Source organism: Serratia sp. 14-2641 (assembly GCF_001692375.1).
GTDB classification, from domain to species: Bacteria; Pseudomonadota; Gammaproteobacteria; order Enterobacterales; family Enterobacteriaceae; genus Chania; species Chania fonticola_C.
Map to the genome: position 1 here is coordinate 55125 of NZ_LXKR01000088.1, position 17916 is coordinate 73040.

Sequence of the window (17916 nt, forward strand, 5' to 3'; positions counted from 1 at the left end):
AAGGAAAGAGAAAAGTTGAAAAACGTCACTATTTATCACAACCCACGCTGCTCAAAGAGCCGTGAGACATTGGCACTGCTGGAACAGCACGGTGTCGAACCGCAGGTGGTGCTGTATCTGGATACACCGCCTTCCGTCGCCGAGCTGAAAAAGCTGTTGCAAGAGCTCGGTTTCACTTCGGCCCGCGAATTGATGCGCAAGAAAGAAGATCTCTACAAGGAGCTGAAACTGGCGGATGAAACCCTGAGCGAAGAGCAACTGCTGCAAGCGATGGTGAGCAATCCGAAACTGATCGAACGCCCAATCGTGGTCAAAGGCGGCAAAGCCCGCATTGGCAGGCCACCGGAGCAGGTGCTGGAGATCTTGTGATCCCGTGACGGCAAGCCGGGCGTTATTCGCCCGGCGGCTGTATTTACAAAGGTTTATGCGCTGTTTCCCGGGCAGAGAGCAACGCCCACAAGGTAATTAGCAGTGCCAGCACAACGTAAGCCGAAATGGCCAGCGTGCTGTTAAAAGAAGTGAATAACGAAGCAATGATCAACGGCGCAAAGCCACCACCCACGATCCCCGCCAGAGTATAAGCCAGCGAAGAACCAGCATAGCGCACCCTGGTCGGGAACTGTTCGGTGATGAAGGCCGCCTGCGGGCCGAACATCGCCGCATGGATCAGCAAGCCAATCACTACTGCGGTACAAATCAACACCGGTTGACTGCTATCGAGCAACACGAAGAAGGCAAAAGCCCAGACTATCCCCGCAAGTGCCCCGCCGATATACACTGGTCGACGGCCTAAGCGATCGGATAAGGCGCCAAACATCGGTACGGTAATCGCGTTGCCGATCGCCCCCAACATGGTGGCAGTCAGGGCCAGTGGCCGTGGCAGGTTCAGCACCGTGGTCACGTAAGTCAGGGTAAACACCACCACCAAGGCGTACAACACGTCGGAGCCAATGCGCGAACCACCGGCGATCAGCAGCGAACGTGGGTGTTGGGTGAAAACCTCACGGATCGGCGAATGGGTAACATCCTTCGACGCTTCCAATTTCAGGAACGCCGGTGTTTCCCCGACCCCACGGCGCAACCACAGGCCAAAGACCACCAGCACCAGGCTCAACAGGAACGGAATACGCCATCCCCACTGTTGGAAATCGTCTGCCGACATCGCCATGGTCACCAACGCAATCAGCCCGGTGCCAATCAGCGAACCGCAAGAGGGACCAACCTGCGCAAATGAGGCGTTACGCCCACGCTGATGTGGCTTACCGTGTTCCATCGAAAGCAGCACGGCTCCAGCCCATTCCCCACCCAGCGCAATGCCCTGGATAAAGCGCAGTGCCACCAGCAACAGCGGGCTCCAAATCCCCCAACTTGCATAGCCGGGCAGTAACCCCATCAGGGTGGTAGTCACGCCCATGATCACTAGCGTGGCAACCAGCACAAAACGCCGTCCCAGTACGTCACCAAGATGCCCAAAAACGATGCCGCCGATCGGCCGTGAAACATAGCCGACCGCATAAGTGGAAAACGCCAGAATGGTGCCGACCAACGGATCGAATGACGGGAAGAAAACATGGTTGAAAATCAACGCCGCCATAATGTTGTAAACGGTGAAGTCATACCATTCCAGCGCGGTACCTATCGAACTGGCGGCCGCCAACCTGCCGGTTTTAGGAGGATCGACGGCGTGATCTTTCACCGATAAGTCCACAATCGGCGTTTCAGTGGTGGACGTATTCATGATGCCAGCTCCTGTGAGGTCAGTTGCCAGCCAAGTGCGTAATGCACCTCCTCGCCAGCAGGGATTTTCAACGTGTGGCAAGCCAGCTCACTCAAACGCTGCCCCGCCTCTGCGCTACTGCTTTCGATCAACACCATCGGTAACAACTGACGATTTTCTCGCGACTCTTGTGGAAGCGGTGAACTGAGCTCGGCGTTTGGCAACAGCAGGCTGCTGCGCACAAAACCCGGCTGTTCAGCCAACAAGGAACCCAGGTGCTTAACATCGTTTTTCAGAACATCCTGCTCACTCACTGCCAGCGTGATGATGCTCAGATGGCTACCACTGCCCTGGCCGGTGACGGCTTCAACCGTGCAGACCCGGCGCATGGGATCGCGCATCTTGCCCAGGCAGGCAACCGACCACGGCGTCTGTTGGGTAAAAGCATTGCGATAGGCCTGGGAGGTAAAACTGGCCAGAGAGGCGGTTTTATACAGCCCGAGGTATTTGCGCCCACCCTGTAGCGCCTGATAGCGCGTACCGGATAGAAAACCGGGAACACGCACCCGCTCTTCCACGTGTTCACGGTCGTACCACTGATTGAAATCCGCCTCATCCTGCGCGGCGACATCCGTTGCAACAAACAGCATTCCGTTAGGGGAACCGATCATGGGTATTCTCCTGGTAGAGTCAGTAAGGCAAGGTGGCACCCTGCCGAAAAATCACGCGCCGGCAAGGCAACGTTCGATTGCCAGCGCCCAACCCAGCAGTGCCTGGTCATGCATGGGTAACCCGGCCACCATCAGGCCGACGGGGGCCTCACCTGGCCGCTGGCAGGGTAGTGATAACGCACAGCCGTCGAGGAAGTTGATGACGGAAGGATTACGCAGCGCGGCACCGTTGGCACGAAAGTAGGCTTCGTCGTCCTCTGCCAGTTCGGCAATGGTTGGTGCTATCAACGGCGCGGTTGGCATCAATAAGGCGTCAAAACCCTGCACCTTGGCCGTCACCCGTTGTTGCCAACTGGCACGCAGCTGCCGTAGCTGCTGCAGATCGCTCTCGCCCAACGGCTGGCCACGGCGAATGCGTGACAGCACCCGGGGGTCATAACCCTCGGCATATTCGGCAATCAACGGCTGGTGCCAATGCCAAGACTCCAGTGCCGTAAAACCACCGGCACCATTGATCTCTGCCAATTCGGCGAATTCGCTGCAAGGGATAGCTTCAATCTGCGCACCGGCCTGGGCCAAACGTTTCAAGGTGCGCTCAAACGCCGCTGCAACCTCTTCGTCCAAGCTATCCAGCACTAACGTTTGCGGGACGGCAAAACGTGCACTCTCCAAGGATTGTGACTCAGGCCGTAGCGCTTGCTCGGCGATCGCCGCATCCAGTGCGATACAGCTGGCAACGTCATGAGCAATCACCCCAATAGAGTCCAGCGACGGCGACAACGGCAGCAGTCCACCGCTGGCCATTCGACGGGCGGTAGGCTTATAGCCGGTCAAGCCACAGAAAGCGGCCGGAATACGTACCGATCCCCCGGTATCACTGCCAACAGCACCGCAGCACATACCGTCAGCTACCGCGACCGCCGCACCGGAAGACGATCCGCCGGGGATACGGCGGGCGGCCCGATCCCAGGGATTTGCAGGGGTACCAAAATGCGGATTGAGTCCCAGCCCGGAGTAGGCGAACTCGGTCATGTTGGTTTTACCGATCACCACCGCTCCCGCCTGCAACAGACGCTCCACTATCGCTGCGTGCTTCTTGGCCACCGCAGCATCAGCCAGCACCCAAGAACCGGCGGTAGTCACCTGCCCGCTCACGTCAAACAGGTCTTTGATCGAAACCGGCACGCCATCCAAAGGGGACAGCGGTTTGCCTACTGCACGACGTTGGTCAGCCGCCAGCGCCTGCTGTTGTGCCCAATCGACATACACCTGAGTAAAAGTACGCTCCCCTTCCCCTTGCGGATCGGCGATCTGCGCCAAGGCACCCGCGATCAACTGCCTGGAAGTAAACTCTCCACTGGCCAACCCGGCTGCGGCCTGCACAAGCGTTAACTTAGCCATCACGCCACCACCGGCAGTTCGATACTGCGATAGCTATGGGCGATGGTGCGCCCCAACACCTCATCCACCAGTTCCATACGGAATTCGGCTGATGGTCGGATCCCCCCAATCGCCGCGACCGTGCCACAGGTCATTGCCAGCCCGTCACTCGGTAGCAGGGGAAGCGCCATGCCGCTTTCTGGAAGTTGCTGCCCACCAAGATAGCGTTCGAGCAAATCACCGGGAGTGCGCAGGCTGGCGAGAGTACCCTGCTGATAAAGCTGAAACGCGCCATTTTCCTTAACCCATGAACGCAGGATCAAGGAGTCCCAGTGATCGCTCACTTCGTGTAACGGCCAGGCAGCACGCGCTACCGGTTTAACGCAGATCTGCTTGGACAGTGCTACGCTGTGTACTTCCAACTGACGATCGGTATGATCGGACGCTAATGAGACATACAGCTCGCCGCCATGGCTGAAAATCAGCGGTTCCGCTTCGCCGGAGGTCGCCTCGCCGATCACTTCGATGCAATCGCCTTGGCTAAGTTGATTAACCGCAACACGGTAAAACAGCGGGACGCTGCTGGGTTGAGGGACACCCAGTTCGGCAAGCTCCTGGATATGATGTTGAATTGCCTTATAATCACGACCGGTCCAGCCAGCGATGACCAGATGATCGATGTCAGCATCCAACGTCTTGGCACTACAGGTTTCTGGTAAAGTAAAGGTCAGCCTCATGGCAATTGTGTCCCTTTGGTTAAAATAGTGTGAAATTTCACTATATCTTCAGTTAACAACTAAGCGACTGTCATGTGACGTTTTTGTGTACCATGTCTAAAAATTTCTTCTTGCAGGAGTAGTATGTGAAGACCATTGACGCAGAAGATCGAGGGTTCCCGGTAGCAGAGGAAGCCGGTTTGTCGCTCAATGAAGTGGCTTACCGCCGCTTCAAGCAGGCATTGGTGACGTTAAGTTACAAACCAGGTGAATACCTCAATACCGCGCAGGTAATGGGAGAGCTGGATATGGGCAGAACGCCGATCAATCAGGCGATCCACCGTCTGGCGAATGAGGGCTTGCTGCAGGTGATCCCGCGCAAAGGGGTGATGGTCTCGCCGCTGTCGATAGACGATGCGTTAGAGTTAATTGATGTCCGGCTGGCCAATGAAATGCTGTGTATGCGCCTGGCCAGTGCCAAGATCACCCTGCCACAGGTTGCCGCGCTGAACGCGCTGAACCAGCAGATCGAAGCCGCTTGCCTGGATCGTGACCGGGTGAGGATGATGATGCTGGATCATCAGTTCCATCAGGAGCTAGCACAAATTGCCGGGAATAACATGTTGACGGATATTCTGAGCGTTCTGCACGCCAGAGCCCAACGTTTCTGGGCCAGCACGCTGTCGCGAGAAGGGCATATGCAGGAGGTTATCGATGAACACCGGGCGATTATCAGCGCGTTGGCCGCACAGGACAGCGACGCCGCCGCCAGCGCTGCACAGGCACACATCCTGTCATTCCGCAGCGCGTTATTGCACGAAAGCTGAATAGCCTAAAGCGTGGTGACGGGCTACAACCCCAGGATTTCCTTCACAAACGGAATGGTCAGCTTGCGCTGTGCCGTGATCGACGCGCGATCCAACTGATCGAGCGTCATAAACAGCGTGCGCATTTCACGATCCAGACGCTTGAGCAGGAAACGGCCCACGTCTTCCGGCAGCTCGAAACCACGCAGTTTGGCGCGCAACTGCAACGCCTGTAGTTTCTCTTCGTCCGACAGTGGCTGTAGCTTGTAGATCTGCCCCCAATCCAGGCGCGAGGCCAGATCCGGCAAATGCAGATTTAGCTGGCGCGGCGGACGATCGCCAGTGATAAACAGGCGGGTGCGGCCAGTTTCCAGAATGCGGTTATAGAGATTGAAAATCGCCATTTCCCATTCCTCATCACCGGCAATGCATTCGATGTTATCGATGCAGACCAACGCCAGCTGTTCCATGCCGTCCAGCACTTCGGGCACAAAATAGGCGCGCTTATCCAGGGGCACATAGCCTACCGCTTCGCCACGCTGCGAGAGTTCGGCACAGGCCGCATGCAGCAAATGGCTGCGTCCCCCGCCTTCGCGTGACCAGAAATAGATGTAGCTACCATGCTCCTGACGGACTGCGGATTGGATCGCGGCTAACAAGGATGGGTTCTCACCCGGATAAAAACTGGCAAAAGTTTCATCATCGGGTAGATAAAGTGGCAGTGAAAGCTGTGCCGGCGTATTCAGAAAAGCACCTCAACCAAAACTGGCAGGAAAACGCGAAGAGTCTACCACAGAAAGCAACCGCTGTTGAACCCGCCATGAGAACAACGCAATTTAGTTGCCAAATTTGTCTTATACGGCAAAGCTGTTCTAAGATAAATCGCACAAATTGAAGATGACCGAAAGGAGTTAGACCGTGAAAGCGTGGAATAAAGTGCTATTGGCCTCAATGGTAGGTTTACTGCTGGTGGGCTGCGATGATGCCAAGGTCGATTCCCATCTGGATAAGGCCAAAGACAGTGCCGAACAAATGAAAGATGCGGCGGAAAAGAAAGCGGATCAACTGACCGACGATGCCAAGGCTAAAGCGGAAGAGATCAAACAGGCCGCGGCGGCCCAGACAGAACAGTTGAAGGACCAAGCTTCCGCCATTAAAGATGACGCCGCCAAGCAGGCAGATGCCCTCACTGATGATGCCAAGGCCAAGGCCGCCGCGATCAAACAGGATGCAGACAAACAAAGCCAGCAGTTGATCGATCAAGCCAAAAACATCAAGGCCGATGCAATTAACGGAGCGAACGATCTGGCGCAACAGGCCAAGGCAAAAACCGAGCAGCTCAAGAACAGCATGGACAATAAGGCTCAACAAGCCGACGGTAAACCCGAACAACCGGCCCAGCCCGCCAATCAATAAACAGAGTTGCTCTGTATGGGCGCAGCATTTACTGCGCCCGCTTGGCTACCCGCCCTTCATTTCTTTCCTGCTTTCCCACCACCTCGATTCAGCCAACCCGTTGATAAAGTGTCTGATATGCCCTCCATCAAATAGGCCTGGCCAAACCCACTTATGGCGAATGACCTAAGAGTTGTCATTAATGTGAAGATTAACACCTCATTAAGATTTTTCTGGTTAATGAGGCACTATCGATTACAGCTAAATATCCCAATAAAAAACAGCCTAAAAACCAAAAATACAACATTATTAATGCAATTTATTTACACCAAGATCCTACAGGATAGTTAGGCCATCTCATTGAGATTGAATGATAAACTTTGAGTTTTATACCGCTGGTTCCTACGTAATATAAGTCTGGCAAACGGGAGTCGCAGCTTGAACAAGTTCAGCGTTCTCTGACGAACCAGAAATTGAAGCGGGCATTAATTTGTCAAAATCAGTGGCAAGAAAATAGGAATTAACTCAATTTCAATCTTGAGCATATCTAAATGAATTTATTAAATTTAATCAAAAATATGGATTTTTATTCCAAAAAATACTTATTTTTGACACTTTATGCTGAATTAAAAATCCTGATCAACCGCAGCGCAAAGTTTAGCACACCTGGATAATGCAGTTTTTACATCTAAAAAATGGAAATAATTTAGTCAAAAACTCCATTTCGTTACAAAATGGAAACCCTAAGATCAGGATATTAAACGTATTGTTTTATATGAGTAAGAACATAGAATTGTCTTACCAACGGATAGGCTCTCTACCTAATAACAGGAGTTTTAGGAAATGGATAGGAAAAAACTATTTGGCTTCTGGGTTGAGCCGGATCTGCAAATCGATGTTAAGCATAACAGGATAGTTCGCCTCAGCACGGACAAACCTAGCGCCAACTTCTCCTGCGCGATCGTCTCGTTAAAAGAAGTGACGATGGCCATACTCACCTATTTACTCAAGCATGCCGGTGACAAGTATGTCAGCCGTCAGGAATTGCTGAGCGAGGTCATTGGCAAAATGAATTATTCATCTTCCAACCAATTCCTGTGGCAAGAACTCAAAGAGCTCAAATTAAAACTGGCGTTATTGGGGATTTCAGAAGAAATTATCATTACATCCAGAAGCAAAGGCATCAGTATTTCAAGGGGCGATATAAAAACGCTTTACTATTAAAAATGGCCTAATAAGCAATAAACTCAGCCAAGAGTCCGATTATCACCTTGCAGTTAAATAACAATAAACCAGATTATGCCAATCATGGTCCCTATTGCGCCTACTGCCAGAACTGTATCTTTGAGGAAAAATGAAGTATAAGCCAGCAATCAATATTTATGGGGTTGACTCATTTTTTAAATATGGAGTAGAGAGCGTCTTAGCCGATATTCCGCTACACCTGCCTTTGGAACCAGGGCAGGCAATACCTCAAATCGATATATGGGTAATCAGCCAGAAATGCCTGACCGACGTGCTGCCCTTTGTTAACCGAGCAGCACCGAAGATACCCAGCATCGTTTTTTGTTCTGAACGCTGCCAGCGCTTGTTACAAGGTACCCCTACCGACTGGAGCGTTTGCCTGTTCGATTTGGATATAACCATCACCAGACTCAAACAGGAATTACAAAAAAAATTATCGATGCTGTTCTTAATGGGCCGGTTTGATGTAAACAGTCCCCCAAAGCTGAACTTATCCGAGATGGAAAGGGAAACGGTACGGCATTTATCGATGGGCCATAGCCCACACCGGGTTGCGCAATTGACCCACAAAAGCGTTAAAACGATTAGTACCCACAAGCGTAATTCAATGAAACGGCTGGGCGTATTCAGCAATCAGGAATTGATGATGAAGGTTAAAATCCTCGGACTGCACTGAAGCGTGTAAATCCGTCATTTAAACCAAGTCAGATAATTTAATCGCTCGTTAAAGGTATCCGTATTAATGGGCGGCAGGTTTGAACGTAGCTTTACGTTTAAAAAAGGAGGCGTGACGAATAAATAAGCCACTTATTGTTCGCTACAACCTACTTATACACCAAGTATTACCATGATGGTAACGATACTCGATCTATAAAGGACGTTTTAAAGATGAAAAAAACAATTGTTAGTCTTTCTCTGCTGGCTGCACTGGGTTTGGCCGCTTCGGCACAGGCTGCTTCAACCGGTACCATTACGTTTAATGGCCTGCTGACTGACAGCACCTGTGACGTGGACATCGAAGGCCAGGGCGCTGATGCCACCATCATTCTGCCCACCGTTAGCGTAACCGAACTGACTAGCGCGGGTGACACCACCGGCCGTGCCTCTTTCAAGATGAACATCTCCAAATGTGTGATCGGTACTGCGGGCGGCCATTCCAAGGTTTCGGCGTTCTTCCAACCGGGCAATACGGTAGACCTGGGCACTGGGCGCCTGAAAAACGTTGGCGGTAGCGCCACCAAGGTTGATCTGCAATTACTGGACGTGTCCGGCAACTATAAAGTCATCGACATCGGTAGCACCAACCAGGTCAATGATATGACTTATATCGACATCGATCAGGCCAATGGTACCGCGCTGTTGCCGTACGCCGTTGAATATTATGCCAATGGCCAAACCACGCCGGGTACAGTGACCAGTAGCGTAGTTTATAACCTGCAGTACAAATAATGTTTTGATTTATCAGGGAGGGCAACCTCCCTGTTCATTGTTCAAGGATAGTGTATTTATGTTCAGCAAATCATTCCCGTTAACACTCTGGGCCGCCTTATGCTTTCTACTGATTTCCCCGCTGCCTGGCTCGGCCAGTATTGTGGTCAACGGGACCCGCGTGGTTTATCCAGGGAATGACAAGGAAGTGACCGTCAAATTATCGAATGTCGGTCAGGCTCCTATGTTGGTACAAAGCTGGATTGATACCGGCGACTCCGATGCCAAACCGGAAAAAATTCGCGTACCCTTTATTCTGACGCCACCCATTAACCGCATCGATCCCAATAAAAGCCAGACGCTACGCCTGAGTTATACCGCATCTCCTGCACTGCCTGAAAATAAAGAATCCGTGTATTGGCTGAACGTATTAGAAATTCCACCGGTGAAGGAAAATATCGCGCCCAATCGCCTGCAGGTCGCCTTCCGTACCCGGATAAAAATCTTCTATCGTCCGGCTGCCATTGCCGATAACACCAAAGCGGCCGACGCCGCCGAAAAATTGGTTTGGTCTTTTAGCAACGGAAAGCTACAGGCAACCAACTCCTCACCCTATTACGTTTCATTAGTCTCGGTGGTCGTGCATCAAGGGGGAAATACGTTCTCTACTGAAGGCGAGATGGTGCCTCCCGGCGGCGTTCAACAATTCACACTGAAAGACGCGCGCACTTTACTTGCGGGAGCTGCAATCTCCTACGAATACGTTAACGACTGGGGGGCGGTTAAAACAGTGAAGGCTGTTCTTTAATCCGTCGTTGTATTTGGGATAAATATAAACAGGGTTGTTTATCTACTATGCGTCATCCATTCCATTATTCTCTATTGGCTACCATGGTAATGTTGGCCGTCATGCCTGCGGCCCAGGCCACAGAAGATACGCCAGCGATTTTGCGCAACGATGCTCCTACGGGAACTGGCGTGCGTTTCGACCCGATATTTCTAAGCTCGTCTGAGGCAGACGCGGTTGATTTATCCCGTTTTGAACACGGCGCAGCAGCTTCACCGGGCACCTACCCTGCCGATATCTATGTTAACGGCGAATTGGCGACGCACGAAAAGGTGTTGTTTGTCGAGCAGGCGGATAAGCAAGTCTTGCCTTGCTTGTCACCAGCCATCCTGAAAAAAATCAACTTTAACTACAGCCAACTGCCAACCTCTTTTACTGAGGCACTACGCAATGAACAAAGTTGCTACCCACTCACCCACCTGATCCCACAGGCTCAGGTGGCGTTCGACTCAGGGTTACAGCGCCTGGATATCAGCATCCCGCAGGCGATGATGCAAAATATCGCGCGCGGCTATGTCAGCCCGGAGCTGTGGGATAAGGGCATCCCTGCGTTGCTGTTAGGGTACAACACCAGCGTCTATACCACGCACTCACGTGGAGAAACCAGCAACTCGGTCTACACCGGGATAAATGCTGGCATCAATATCGGCGCCTGGTATTTCCGCCACGATGGGAATTATAACTGGCAGCAGAAGATAGGCGGGCAATACCAGTCGATCAACAATTATGTCGAGCGCGATATTCCGGCGATCTTGGGCCGTGTGCGCCTGGGGGAAACCAGCACCAAAGGACAGGTGTTTGATACCCTGCCATTCCGAGGGATTGAACTAGTCAACGACGACCGCATGCTGGCCCCTTCCCAGCGCGGGTATGCCCCCAATATCCGTGGGATCGCGCGGACCAATGCGCGGGTCACCGTGCGCCAGAACAGTCTGGTTATTTATGAAACCACGGTATCGCCGGGGGCCTTCGTGATTGACGACCTGTACCCGACCGGCTTTGGCGGCAATCTGGACGTGACGGTTAAGGAAGCAGACGGCAGCGTGCAGAACTTCCAGGTTCCTTATGCGTCAGTCGCCCAGTTGCTACGCCCAGGCACCCACCACTACGACGTGGTAGCGGGTAAACTCAATGATATCTCGCTGTCCTCAAAACCCACTCTGGTCCAGGCTACTTATCAACGCGGGCTGACCAATACCCTGACCGGCTACGGCGGCCTGCAGGCAAGTAATGATTATTATGCGCTGCAATTGGGGGCAGCATTGAGCACCTCGATTGGCGCGTTCTCCGCCGATGTCAGCCAGGCTCGAGTCCATCTGGAAAGCACCAAAGAGCGGATGAACAGCGGGCAGAGCTTCCAGTTGAGCTACAGCAAGTTCTTGCCGGCAACCAACAGTAACCTGACCATCGCCGCCTATCGCTATTCAACCTCCGGCTATTACGACTATATGACCGCCATGCGGGCGATCGATGCCGAGCAGCGCGGTCAGTCGGCTGACAATATCTGGCGGCCACGTAACCGATTTAATATCACCATGAATCAAGGGCTGCCAGCCGGTTGGGGGCAAATGTATGTCACCGGTTATACCCAGGATTACTGGAATCAAGGCAATACCGATCTTCAATATCAACTGGGCTACAGCAACGAGTATCGCGATATCAGCTACAGCCTGAGCGCTGGGCGCGTACGCGGAATGCGGGGCGGGATGGAAACCAACTGGCTGCTGAACCTCAGCATGCCATTAGGGCGTAAAGAAAATGCCAATCTACCCTCGCTGAGCGCCAGCCTGAATCACAGCACCACGGGGCAAAGTGGCCAACAAGTTGGTATTTCTGGCAGTGCCGGGGAAGACTACCAATACAACTACGGCGCCAGCGCGATGCATTATAACCAGGGAGGAGGCAGCAGCATGGCACTCAACGGCGGTTACCGTTCAGCTTACACCCATATGACCGCCACTTACGGCGCGGGAAGACATTACCAGAATGCGTCGGCAGGGCTGAGTGGCACGATGATCGCCTGGCCGCAAGGCGTCGTCATGACCCCTTATACCGGTGATACCTTCGCCGTGGTTGAAGCCAAGGGGGCGACCGGCGCCAAGGTGGGTGGCTATTCCGGGGTGCGTATCGATCCATGGGGACACGCCGCCGTGCCTTATCTGAACCCGTACGAGATGAATGAAATCACCATCGATCCAAAAGGCATGCCGTACGAGGTCGAGCTGGAAAATACCAGTGACAAAGTTGCCCCACATGCAGGCGCGGTGAGCAAGGTGACGTTTAAAACCCAACAAGGGACACCGCTGTTGATCATGGCACAACGCGCTAATGGCGAAGCGGTGCCATTTGGGGCCGAAGTGTTCGACAGTGTGAAAAACAACATCGGCAGCGTTGGCCAGATGGGACAAATCTATGCGCGGGTAGAAAAGCAACGGGACCAGCTTACGGTCAAGTGGGGTAGCCAACCGGGTCAATACTGCCAGCTGAATTATATTTTACCGCCTAAACAACCAGGCTCGACCATTAAAAACATTATCCGCTTTGATTCAATCTGCCGGGAGGATTAACAATGAACAGGTTTACTAACGGGTGGCTTGAAAGCATTCGAACGACCTTAACTAACTATAGCTTGCACGCCTTATTGGTCGTTCTGGTTGCCTACAGTTCAGCTGGTTTAGCGCTAACCTGTAAGATAAATGTGCCGGTCAGAACCGATGCCTTTCCCTTGCAGGGAGGGAATATCACCGTGGGTAACGAACTCCCCCTCGGGTCCATCATTTATCGGCAAAACATCACCTCAACCAAGGATTATGCCAAAGCGCCCCATGGTCTTTGTGATGGCACCGGCCCGCATACGGACAGGCAATATATTTATCTCACCAAAATGCCGCAGTCGCTTTCCAGCTGGCAAGGGGGAACTTATTCAGGAAAAATTTACAACACCAATATCCCTGGCGTTGGCGTGGTGATCGCCAGAGGCAACACGGGTCTTAATGCCACTCCCTTCCAATGGTATAGTGAAACGCGAGCCAGCATTGGTGATATACAGGTGTGGACCACCATCACGATGTTACTGATAAAAACCGGTAATATCACACCGGGTACCCTGAACGGCAGCTCCTTACCTACCGCCGTCATTCGTAACGATTACACCGTTGCCAACGGCAGCGCCGTCCTTTACTCATGGAAGCCCTATACCGTTAACTTTAGTGGCAGTTTAAGGGTCATCTCTCAAACCTGCAGCGTACCGGATTATACTGTTGATCTTGGATCCTGGGATATCTTTGATATGATGTCAAAAGGCTCCAGCGAATGGCGCGATGCCTCAATCAAAATGACCAACTGCCCAAGGTTTTACGGTTATATCAATAATGCCTTTAACACGGTCCACTTAACCGGCGCGATTTCTGGGTTAAAATATACCGGTAATGCCATTGGGCTAAAGCTGTCCGCATTATATGGCAACATCAATGCTGCCAGCGGTATCGTCAAATTAGAACCTTCAAACAACACGGCCAACGGCGTCGGTATCCAGCTTGCTTCGGGTAACAAAGCTAGCAACACCCTGTTCAATCTCGGTACTGAGCAGCGGATAGCCGTTAGCAATAGTGCTAATACCAGTCTGACAATTCCTTTGGTAGCCAGGTATATCAAAACAGAGAACAAAGTGACACCAGGCAAAGCAGACAGCAAGGTGGTATTCACCATAAATTATTATTAGCAAGCTATCCAAAGCACCTTGCTAAATAATAGTGATAATTATAACCTTCTAATGCCGCCAGTTATGGTGGCATTTTTTTGAGACTAATAAACACCCCATCAGACCTTATCTCCCCTGCGCTTTAATCATGATACTTATATCTCCGCAATCCTTTCTGTGGGCTAGTATATTTTATATGCTAGACTCACCGCCTTCAGATTATTATTACTATGAAGGAGCTTGAAATGACCAATGATTACCTGATTAACAAAACTATAGTTTACAATAGCGTAGAGGGTGTCATTTTTAAGCTGAATAAACCAGATGTAAAAATAAAGCTGTCAAAACCTGGCGCCGAGTGCTTACGGATCCTGATTGATGCCAAGCATCAGATCATCTCACAAGATGCTCTTGTTAAGGACATTTGGGGGCAAAAAGGAATGGTTGTCGGCCCGAATACGCTTTATCAACATATCTATATGTTAAGAAAAAATTTCGGGGCTTTAGGGATAGATAGAGAGATTATTAAAACCACGCCACAACTCGGATTTAATATATCCACAAACTTTGCTATTGAGCGAATAGCAGATGAGTTTCAACGCACAGAAAATCGCGCATCAATTCATGAACAAGTGAGCAATAATCTGCTGAGATTATCAGTAAATGCAAACATCCCCCCCCAGGTTGAGACCTCATCCGGGTGGCATAAGCTATTTTATTTCATGCCGTTTATTATCAGCCTAATCATTTTATTGGTTAATAGCGACCGCCAACTGTTAAATAATGACTCGCTTTCGCATCAATATGGAAACTGTGCCCTCTATAGCTCCTCTGATAATGTATCCTGGACCTATCTCAATTCAAAAGCGCACAGCAGAGAGCCCGTATGTCAAAGCCCAAGCAAACATATCGTGAATGGTATATCAAGTAACACGGTATGCCGGGTTGAAAAACAAGGCTATCCGGTAGGTCAGACCGATACCACTCTATTGTACTGCACCCGCATCTGATACACGTGCAATATGCGAAGCCGGAGTAAGGGCATCCCCCTCCGGCACTTTCTACTGCAACAATGCATCTGTACCTGGCCGCCGCACGTTGCCTGTTTACTCTTAGACACTATATATATGTTAAATTAAATCGGGATAAGACTTTACATGCGCCGGGAATAATCCTATCCTTATGGGTGGCATTCATTACTCAGAGGATTGAGATGGTTGGTTACTATTTGATAGATAAAAAGATAGTTTACAATATTGATCACGGGGAAGTTTTCAACCTTAATGAGCCAGAAGTAAAAGTAAAGCTTTCTAACCCTGCGGCTAAATGTTTACAAAAACTCATTGATGCCGAACATCAAATTGTCTCTCCAGATGAGCTTATCGATGATATTTGGGGACAGAAAGGCGTTATTGTAGGCACTAATACTCTATATCAGCACATCTATATCCTGAGAAAACACCTTTGCTCACTAGGGTGTGATAAAAATATTATTAAAACAACTCCGCGCTCCGGGTTTAATATCCCGCAAGAATTTACTATTGAGCCCTTTCAGGATGAAGTTGAATACGTAAAACAAGAAGATCATCAAGAACAACAGCAACAGGTGGAAGAACAACCGGTATTAATAATCAATGAGTTACCAAAGAAAAAAACCGGTTTTATAAAAAAACGCAGCATCTATTTTATGGCGATGGTTTTCATCCTCATTATTGGCTCATCAATTTATATTTACAACGCCAAAGAACCTTTAGAGGTCGATTACACATTAATAGGGAAGTATCAACATTGTGATATTTATGGAGAAGATGGGAAACTCACTCTCTCATATATCAAATCAAGAATTGACACTCACAACATACAGTGCAATAACGTAGAGAGCCAGTCTTTGTATTATTTTGTGAATACCGAAATCAAAAGAGAATCAATTTTCTTATGTGATAATCGCATTGATGGTAATGCTAGAAGTAATTGTAAATCATATCATTGGACTGGCTATGAAAACTAAATTCATTATTCCATTAGTAATTTTGACCAGTGCTATTTTGGCCGCTGCGTATTACTTATTTTATTTTGAAAACAAAACAGAAACTATCTCTTGCGAAACTAAACTTTATTACAAATTTTACAAACCCAACCCCGAAGTAGTCGCCAACTACAATATAATTATAAATTTAAAAGGCGACAGCGATAAAGATGATGGAAGAGGTAAGTTCTCAATAACTGCAAACTTTAATGATGGGAAGAACACTTACTTTATCAGACGTGATATCATCGTCAGCTACCAAGTTGACGATAATGGCTTGTATTTTTTTAAAACCCTCTATATCAATAAATATGCCCGAGACACCATCCCTGAAAATATCGAAAAACGCATTGTGCCAGATGTTTTTTCTAAAATAAACAGTTTGTCAGGCTACACCATACGCCCGGCAGGTAAGCAAGGGTACTTTATCTATGAAACCGATATTCCGGTCTTTTACTGTAATCGGTTATAACCAGGCAACCGTTGGCAGAAGTACTTGCCTGTTGCCCAATTATCCGTGCCTATAGCCTGCAGCAAGCAGGCTATAGGGGACCTAGAAGCACTCAAGAAACATCGCCTGGCCATGAAGCCAATATTCCCACCGTTAAGGTGAATAATATTGGCACAATCATCAGCAGGCCCGCTCTATCAGCAAGCTAATAGAGCTTTGCCGATTATTTTTGGTCCAGTCGCTCTTCTGGCACATCGATCACTTCTTCTTCCTTGCGGTATAGGCTAATCAATTTGAACAGCAGGCTTAGACCGATACCGACGATGGTTGCCAATGCCATACCTTTCAGCTCCGCTGCACCGATATGCACTTTCGCGCCGCTAACGCCGATAATCAGGATCACCGAGGTCAGGATCAGGTTCTGCGCCTTGTTGTAATCCACCTTGGACTCGATCAATACGCGGATACCCGAAGCGCCAATCACGCCATACAGCAACAGGGAAACACCGCCCATTACCGGCACCGGTACCACCTGGATCGCCGCCGCCAGCTTGCCTACGCAAGAAAGCAGAATGGCCAGAATTGCCGCTCCACCGATCACCCAGGTGCTGTAAACCTTGGTAATGGCCATAACACCGATGTTCTCACCATAGGTGGTGTTAGGCGTAGAGCCGAAGAAGCCGGAGATCACGGTGGAAATCCCGTTGGCAAACATTGAGCGGTGGAGGCCAGGATCGCGCAGCAGATCTTTTTTAACGATGTTTGCCGTGACTACCAGGTGACCAACGTGCTCAGCAATTACCACCAATGCCGCAGGCAGAATGGTGAAGATGGCAAACCACTCAAAGCGCGGCGTGTAGAAGGTCGGCAAGGCAAACCAGTGTGCGTCACGGATTGGCGTCAGATCCACCACGCCCATAAAGAACGACAGCGCATAGCCTACCAACACACCAATCAGGATCGGGATAATCGCCAGGAAACCGCGGAAAAGCACCGAGCCTAATACGGTAACACCCAGCGTCACCAGTGAAATAGTGATGGTCGTGCTGTCTGCGGAGGTGCCTTCCGCCGGTAACAGCCCAGCCATGTTGGCCGCCACGCCCGCCAGCTCCAAACCGATGACGGCAACGATTGCGCCCATCGCCGCAGGCGGAAACATCACGTCCAGCCAGCCGGTTCCGGCTTTCTTGACGATCAGCGCGACCAGGCAGAACAGCACGCCGCACATGATAAAGCCACCCAGTGCAACCTCATACCCCAGCGGCAACAGCAGCAACACCGGTGAAATAAACGCAAAGCTGGAGCCCAGATAGGCCGGTATCTTGCCCTTACAGATAAACAGATATAGCAATGTCCCCACGCCGTTAAACAGCAGTACCGTCGCCGGGTTGATCTTGAACAGGATCGGCACCAGCACGGTGGCCCCGAACATGGCAAACAGATGCTGGAAGCTGAGTGGGATGGTCTGGAACAGCGGCGGGCGTTCACTAACGCCGATGGCGCGACGGGTCATGGGGTGTTTTTCCTCTGAGTT

At 50.6% G+C, this 17916-nt stretch carries 18 protein-coding genes; 12 read left to right on the plus strand and 6 right to left on the minus strand.

Translation table 11 applies throughout. The features are described from left to right. Positions 1-15: 15 nt before the first annotated feature. Complete coding sequence (gene arsC, locus A6U95_RS25590; RefSeq protein WP_065686532.1) at positions 16-369, plus strand: arsenate reductase (glutaredoxin); 354 nt, start codon at positions 16-18, stop codon at positions 367-369. A gap of 43 nt (positions 370-412) precedes the next feature. Here arsC and A6U95_RS25595 read toward each other — a convergent pair whose 3' ends face one another. Genes A6U95_RS25595 through A6U95_RS25610 form a run of 4 tightly spaced genes read right to left on the minus strand, consistent with a single transcriptional unit; the run spans position 413 to position 4505 of the window. Beyond that, positions 413-1738 carry an MFS transporter gene (locus A6U95_RS25595; protein WP_065686533.1) on the minus strand — a complete coding sequence of 442 codons (1326 nt, stop codon included), beginning with the start codon at positions 1736-1738 and terminating at the stop codon, positions 413-415. Further along, positions 1735-2388 (minus strand): DUF4286 family protein, encoded by a 654-nt coding sequence (locus tag A6U95_RS25600; protein ID WP_065686534.1) that lies wholly within the window; start codon positions 2386-2388, stop codon positions 1735-1737. Before A6U95_RS25600 ends, A6U95_RS25595 begins: the two co-directional genes overlap by 4 nt. 51 nt (positions 2389-2439) lie before the next feature. Beyond that, positions 2440-3789, minus strand: coding sequence for an amidase (locus A6U95_RS25605; RefSeq protein WP_065686535.1), 1350 nt, complete (start codon positions 3787-3789; stop codon positions 2440-2442). Then, positions 3789-4505 (minus strand): DUF2848 domain-containing protein, encoded by a 717-nt coding sequence (locus tag A6U95_RS25610; protein WP_065686536.1) that lies wholly within the window; start codon positions 4503-4505, stop codon positions 3789-3791. Before A6U95_RS25610 ends, A6U95_RS25605 begins: the two co-directional genes overlap by 1 nt. A 125-nt stretch (positions 4506-4630) precedes the next feature. Here A6U95_RS25610 and A6U95_RS25615 point away from each other — a divergent pair, with 125 nt between their 5' ends. Next, a complete protein-coding gene (locus A6U95_RS25615; protein WP_065686537.1) occupies positions 4631-5311 on the plus strand; it encodes a GntR family transcriptional regulator in 681 nt (226 codons plus the stop codon). A gap of 23 nt (positions 5312-5334) precedes the next feature. Here A6U95_RS25615 and hda read toward each other — a convergent pair whose 3' ends face one another. Next, positions 5335-6036, minus strand: a complete 702-nt coding sequence (gene hda, locus A6U95_RS25620) for a DnaA inactivator Hda (RefSeq protein ID WP_024484905.1) — start codon at positions 6034-6036, stop codon at positions 5335-5337. A gap of 172 nt (positions 6037-6208) precedes the next feature. On the opposite strand from hda, the gene A6U95_RS25625 reads away from it, so the two are divergent. The 10 genes from A6U95_RS25625 to A6U95_RS25670 all read left to right on the plus strand — a co-directional run bounded on the left by A6U95_RS25625 (position 6209) and on the right by A6U95_RS25670 (position 16403). Then, the gene (locus A6U95_RS25625; RefSeq protein ID WP_065686538.1) at positions 6209-6706 is read left to right on the plus strand and encodes an E3 ubiquitin--protein ligase; all 498 of its coding nucleotides are present in this window, start codon (positions 6209-6211) and stop codon (positions 6704-6706) included. An 822-nt stretch (positions 6707-7528) separates the two neighbouring features. Further along, entirely contained in the window at positions 7529-7909 is a 381-nt protein-coding gene (locus A6U95_RS25630) for a winged helix-turn-helix domain-containing protein (protein ID WP_065686539.1), read from the plus strand. A 130-nt stretch (positions 7910-8039) separates the two neighbouring features. Continuing rightward, positions 8040-8606 carry a LuxR C-terminal-related transcriptional regulator gene (locus tag A6U95_RS25635; protein WP_065686540.1) on the plus strand — a complete coding sequence of 189 codons (567 nt, stop codon included), beginning with the start codon at positions 8040-8042 and terminating at the stop codon, positions 8604-8606. Between the two features lie 212 nt (positions 8607-8818). After that, positions 8819-9379 carry a fimbrial protein gene (locus A6U95_RS25640; RefSeq protein ID WP_065686541.1) on the plus strand — a complete coding sequence of 187 codons (561 nt, stop codon included), beginning with the start codon at positions 8819-8821 and terminating at the stop codon, positions 9377-9379. Positions 9380-9437: 58 nt separating this feature from the next. Beyond that, positions 9438-10166: a fimbria/pilus periplasmic chaperone gene (locus A6U95_RS25645; RefSeq protein WP_065686542.1), complete on the plus strand. Its 729-nt coding sequence runs from the start codon at positions 9438-9440 to the stop codon at positions 10164-10166. Between the two features lie 47 nt (positions 10167-10213). After that, positions 10214-12772 (plus strand): fimbria/pilus outer membrane usher protein, encoded by a 2559-nt coding sequence (locus A6U95_RS25650; RefSeq protein WP_065686543.1) that lies wholly within the window; start codon positions 10214-10216, stop codon positions 12770-12772. A 2-nt stretch (positions 12773-12774) separates the two neighbouring features. Then, positions 12775-13926, plus strand: coding sequence for a fimbrial protein (locus A6U95_RS25655; RefSeq protein ID WP_065686544.1), 1152 nt, complete (start codon positions 12775-12777; stop codon positions 13924-13926). A gap of 224 nt (positions 13927-14150) precedes the next feature. Further along, on the plus strand, positions 14151-14915 hold the full coding sequence (locus tag A6U95_RS25660; RefSeq protein ID WP_065686545.1) for a winged helix-turn-helix domain-containing protein: 765 nt from the start codon (positions 14151-14153) through the stop codon (positions 14913-14915). Positions 14916-15118: 203 nt separating this feature from the next. Further along, positions 15119-15913 carry a winged helix-turn-helix domain-containing protein gene (locus tag A6U95_RS25665; protein WP_158006243.1) on the plus strand — a complete coding sequence of 265 codons (795 nt, stop codon included), beginning with the start codon at positions 15119-15121 and terminating at the stop codon, positions 15911-15913. Further along, the gene (locus A6U95_RS25670) at positions 15903-16403 is read left to right on the plus strand and encodes a hypothetical protein (RefSeq protein ID WP_065686547.1); all 501 of its coding nucleotides are present in this window, start codon (positions 15903-15905) and stop codon (positions 16401-16403) included. The genes A6U95_RS25665 and A6U95_RS25670 overlap by 11 nt, the downstream gene beginning before the upstream one ends. 202 nt (positions 16404-16605) lie before the next feature. Here A6U95_RS25670 and uraA read toward each other — a convergent pair whose 3' ends face one another. Then, entirely contained in the window at positions 16606-17895 is a 1290-nt protein-coding gene (gene uraA / locus A6U95_RS25675) for a uracil permease (RefSeq protein ID WP_065686548.1), read from the minus strand. Between the last annotated feature and the right edge of the window lie 21 nt (positions 17896-17916).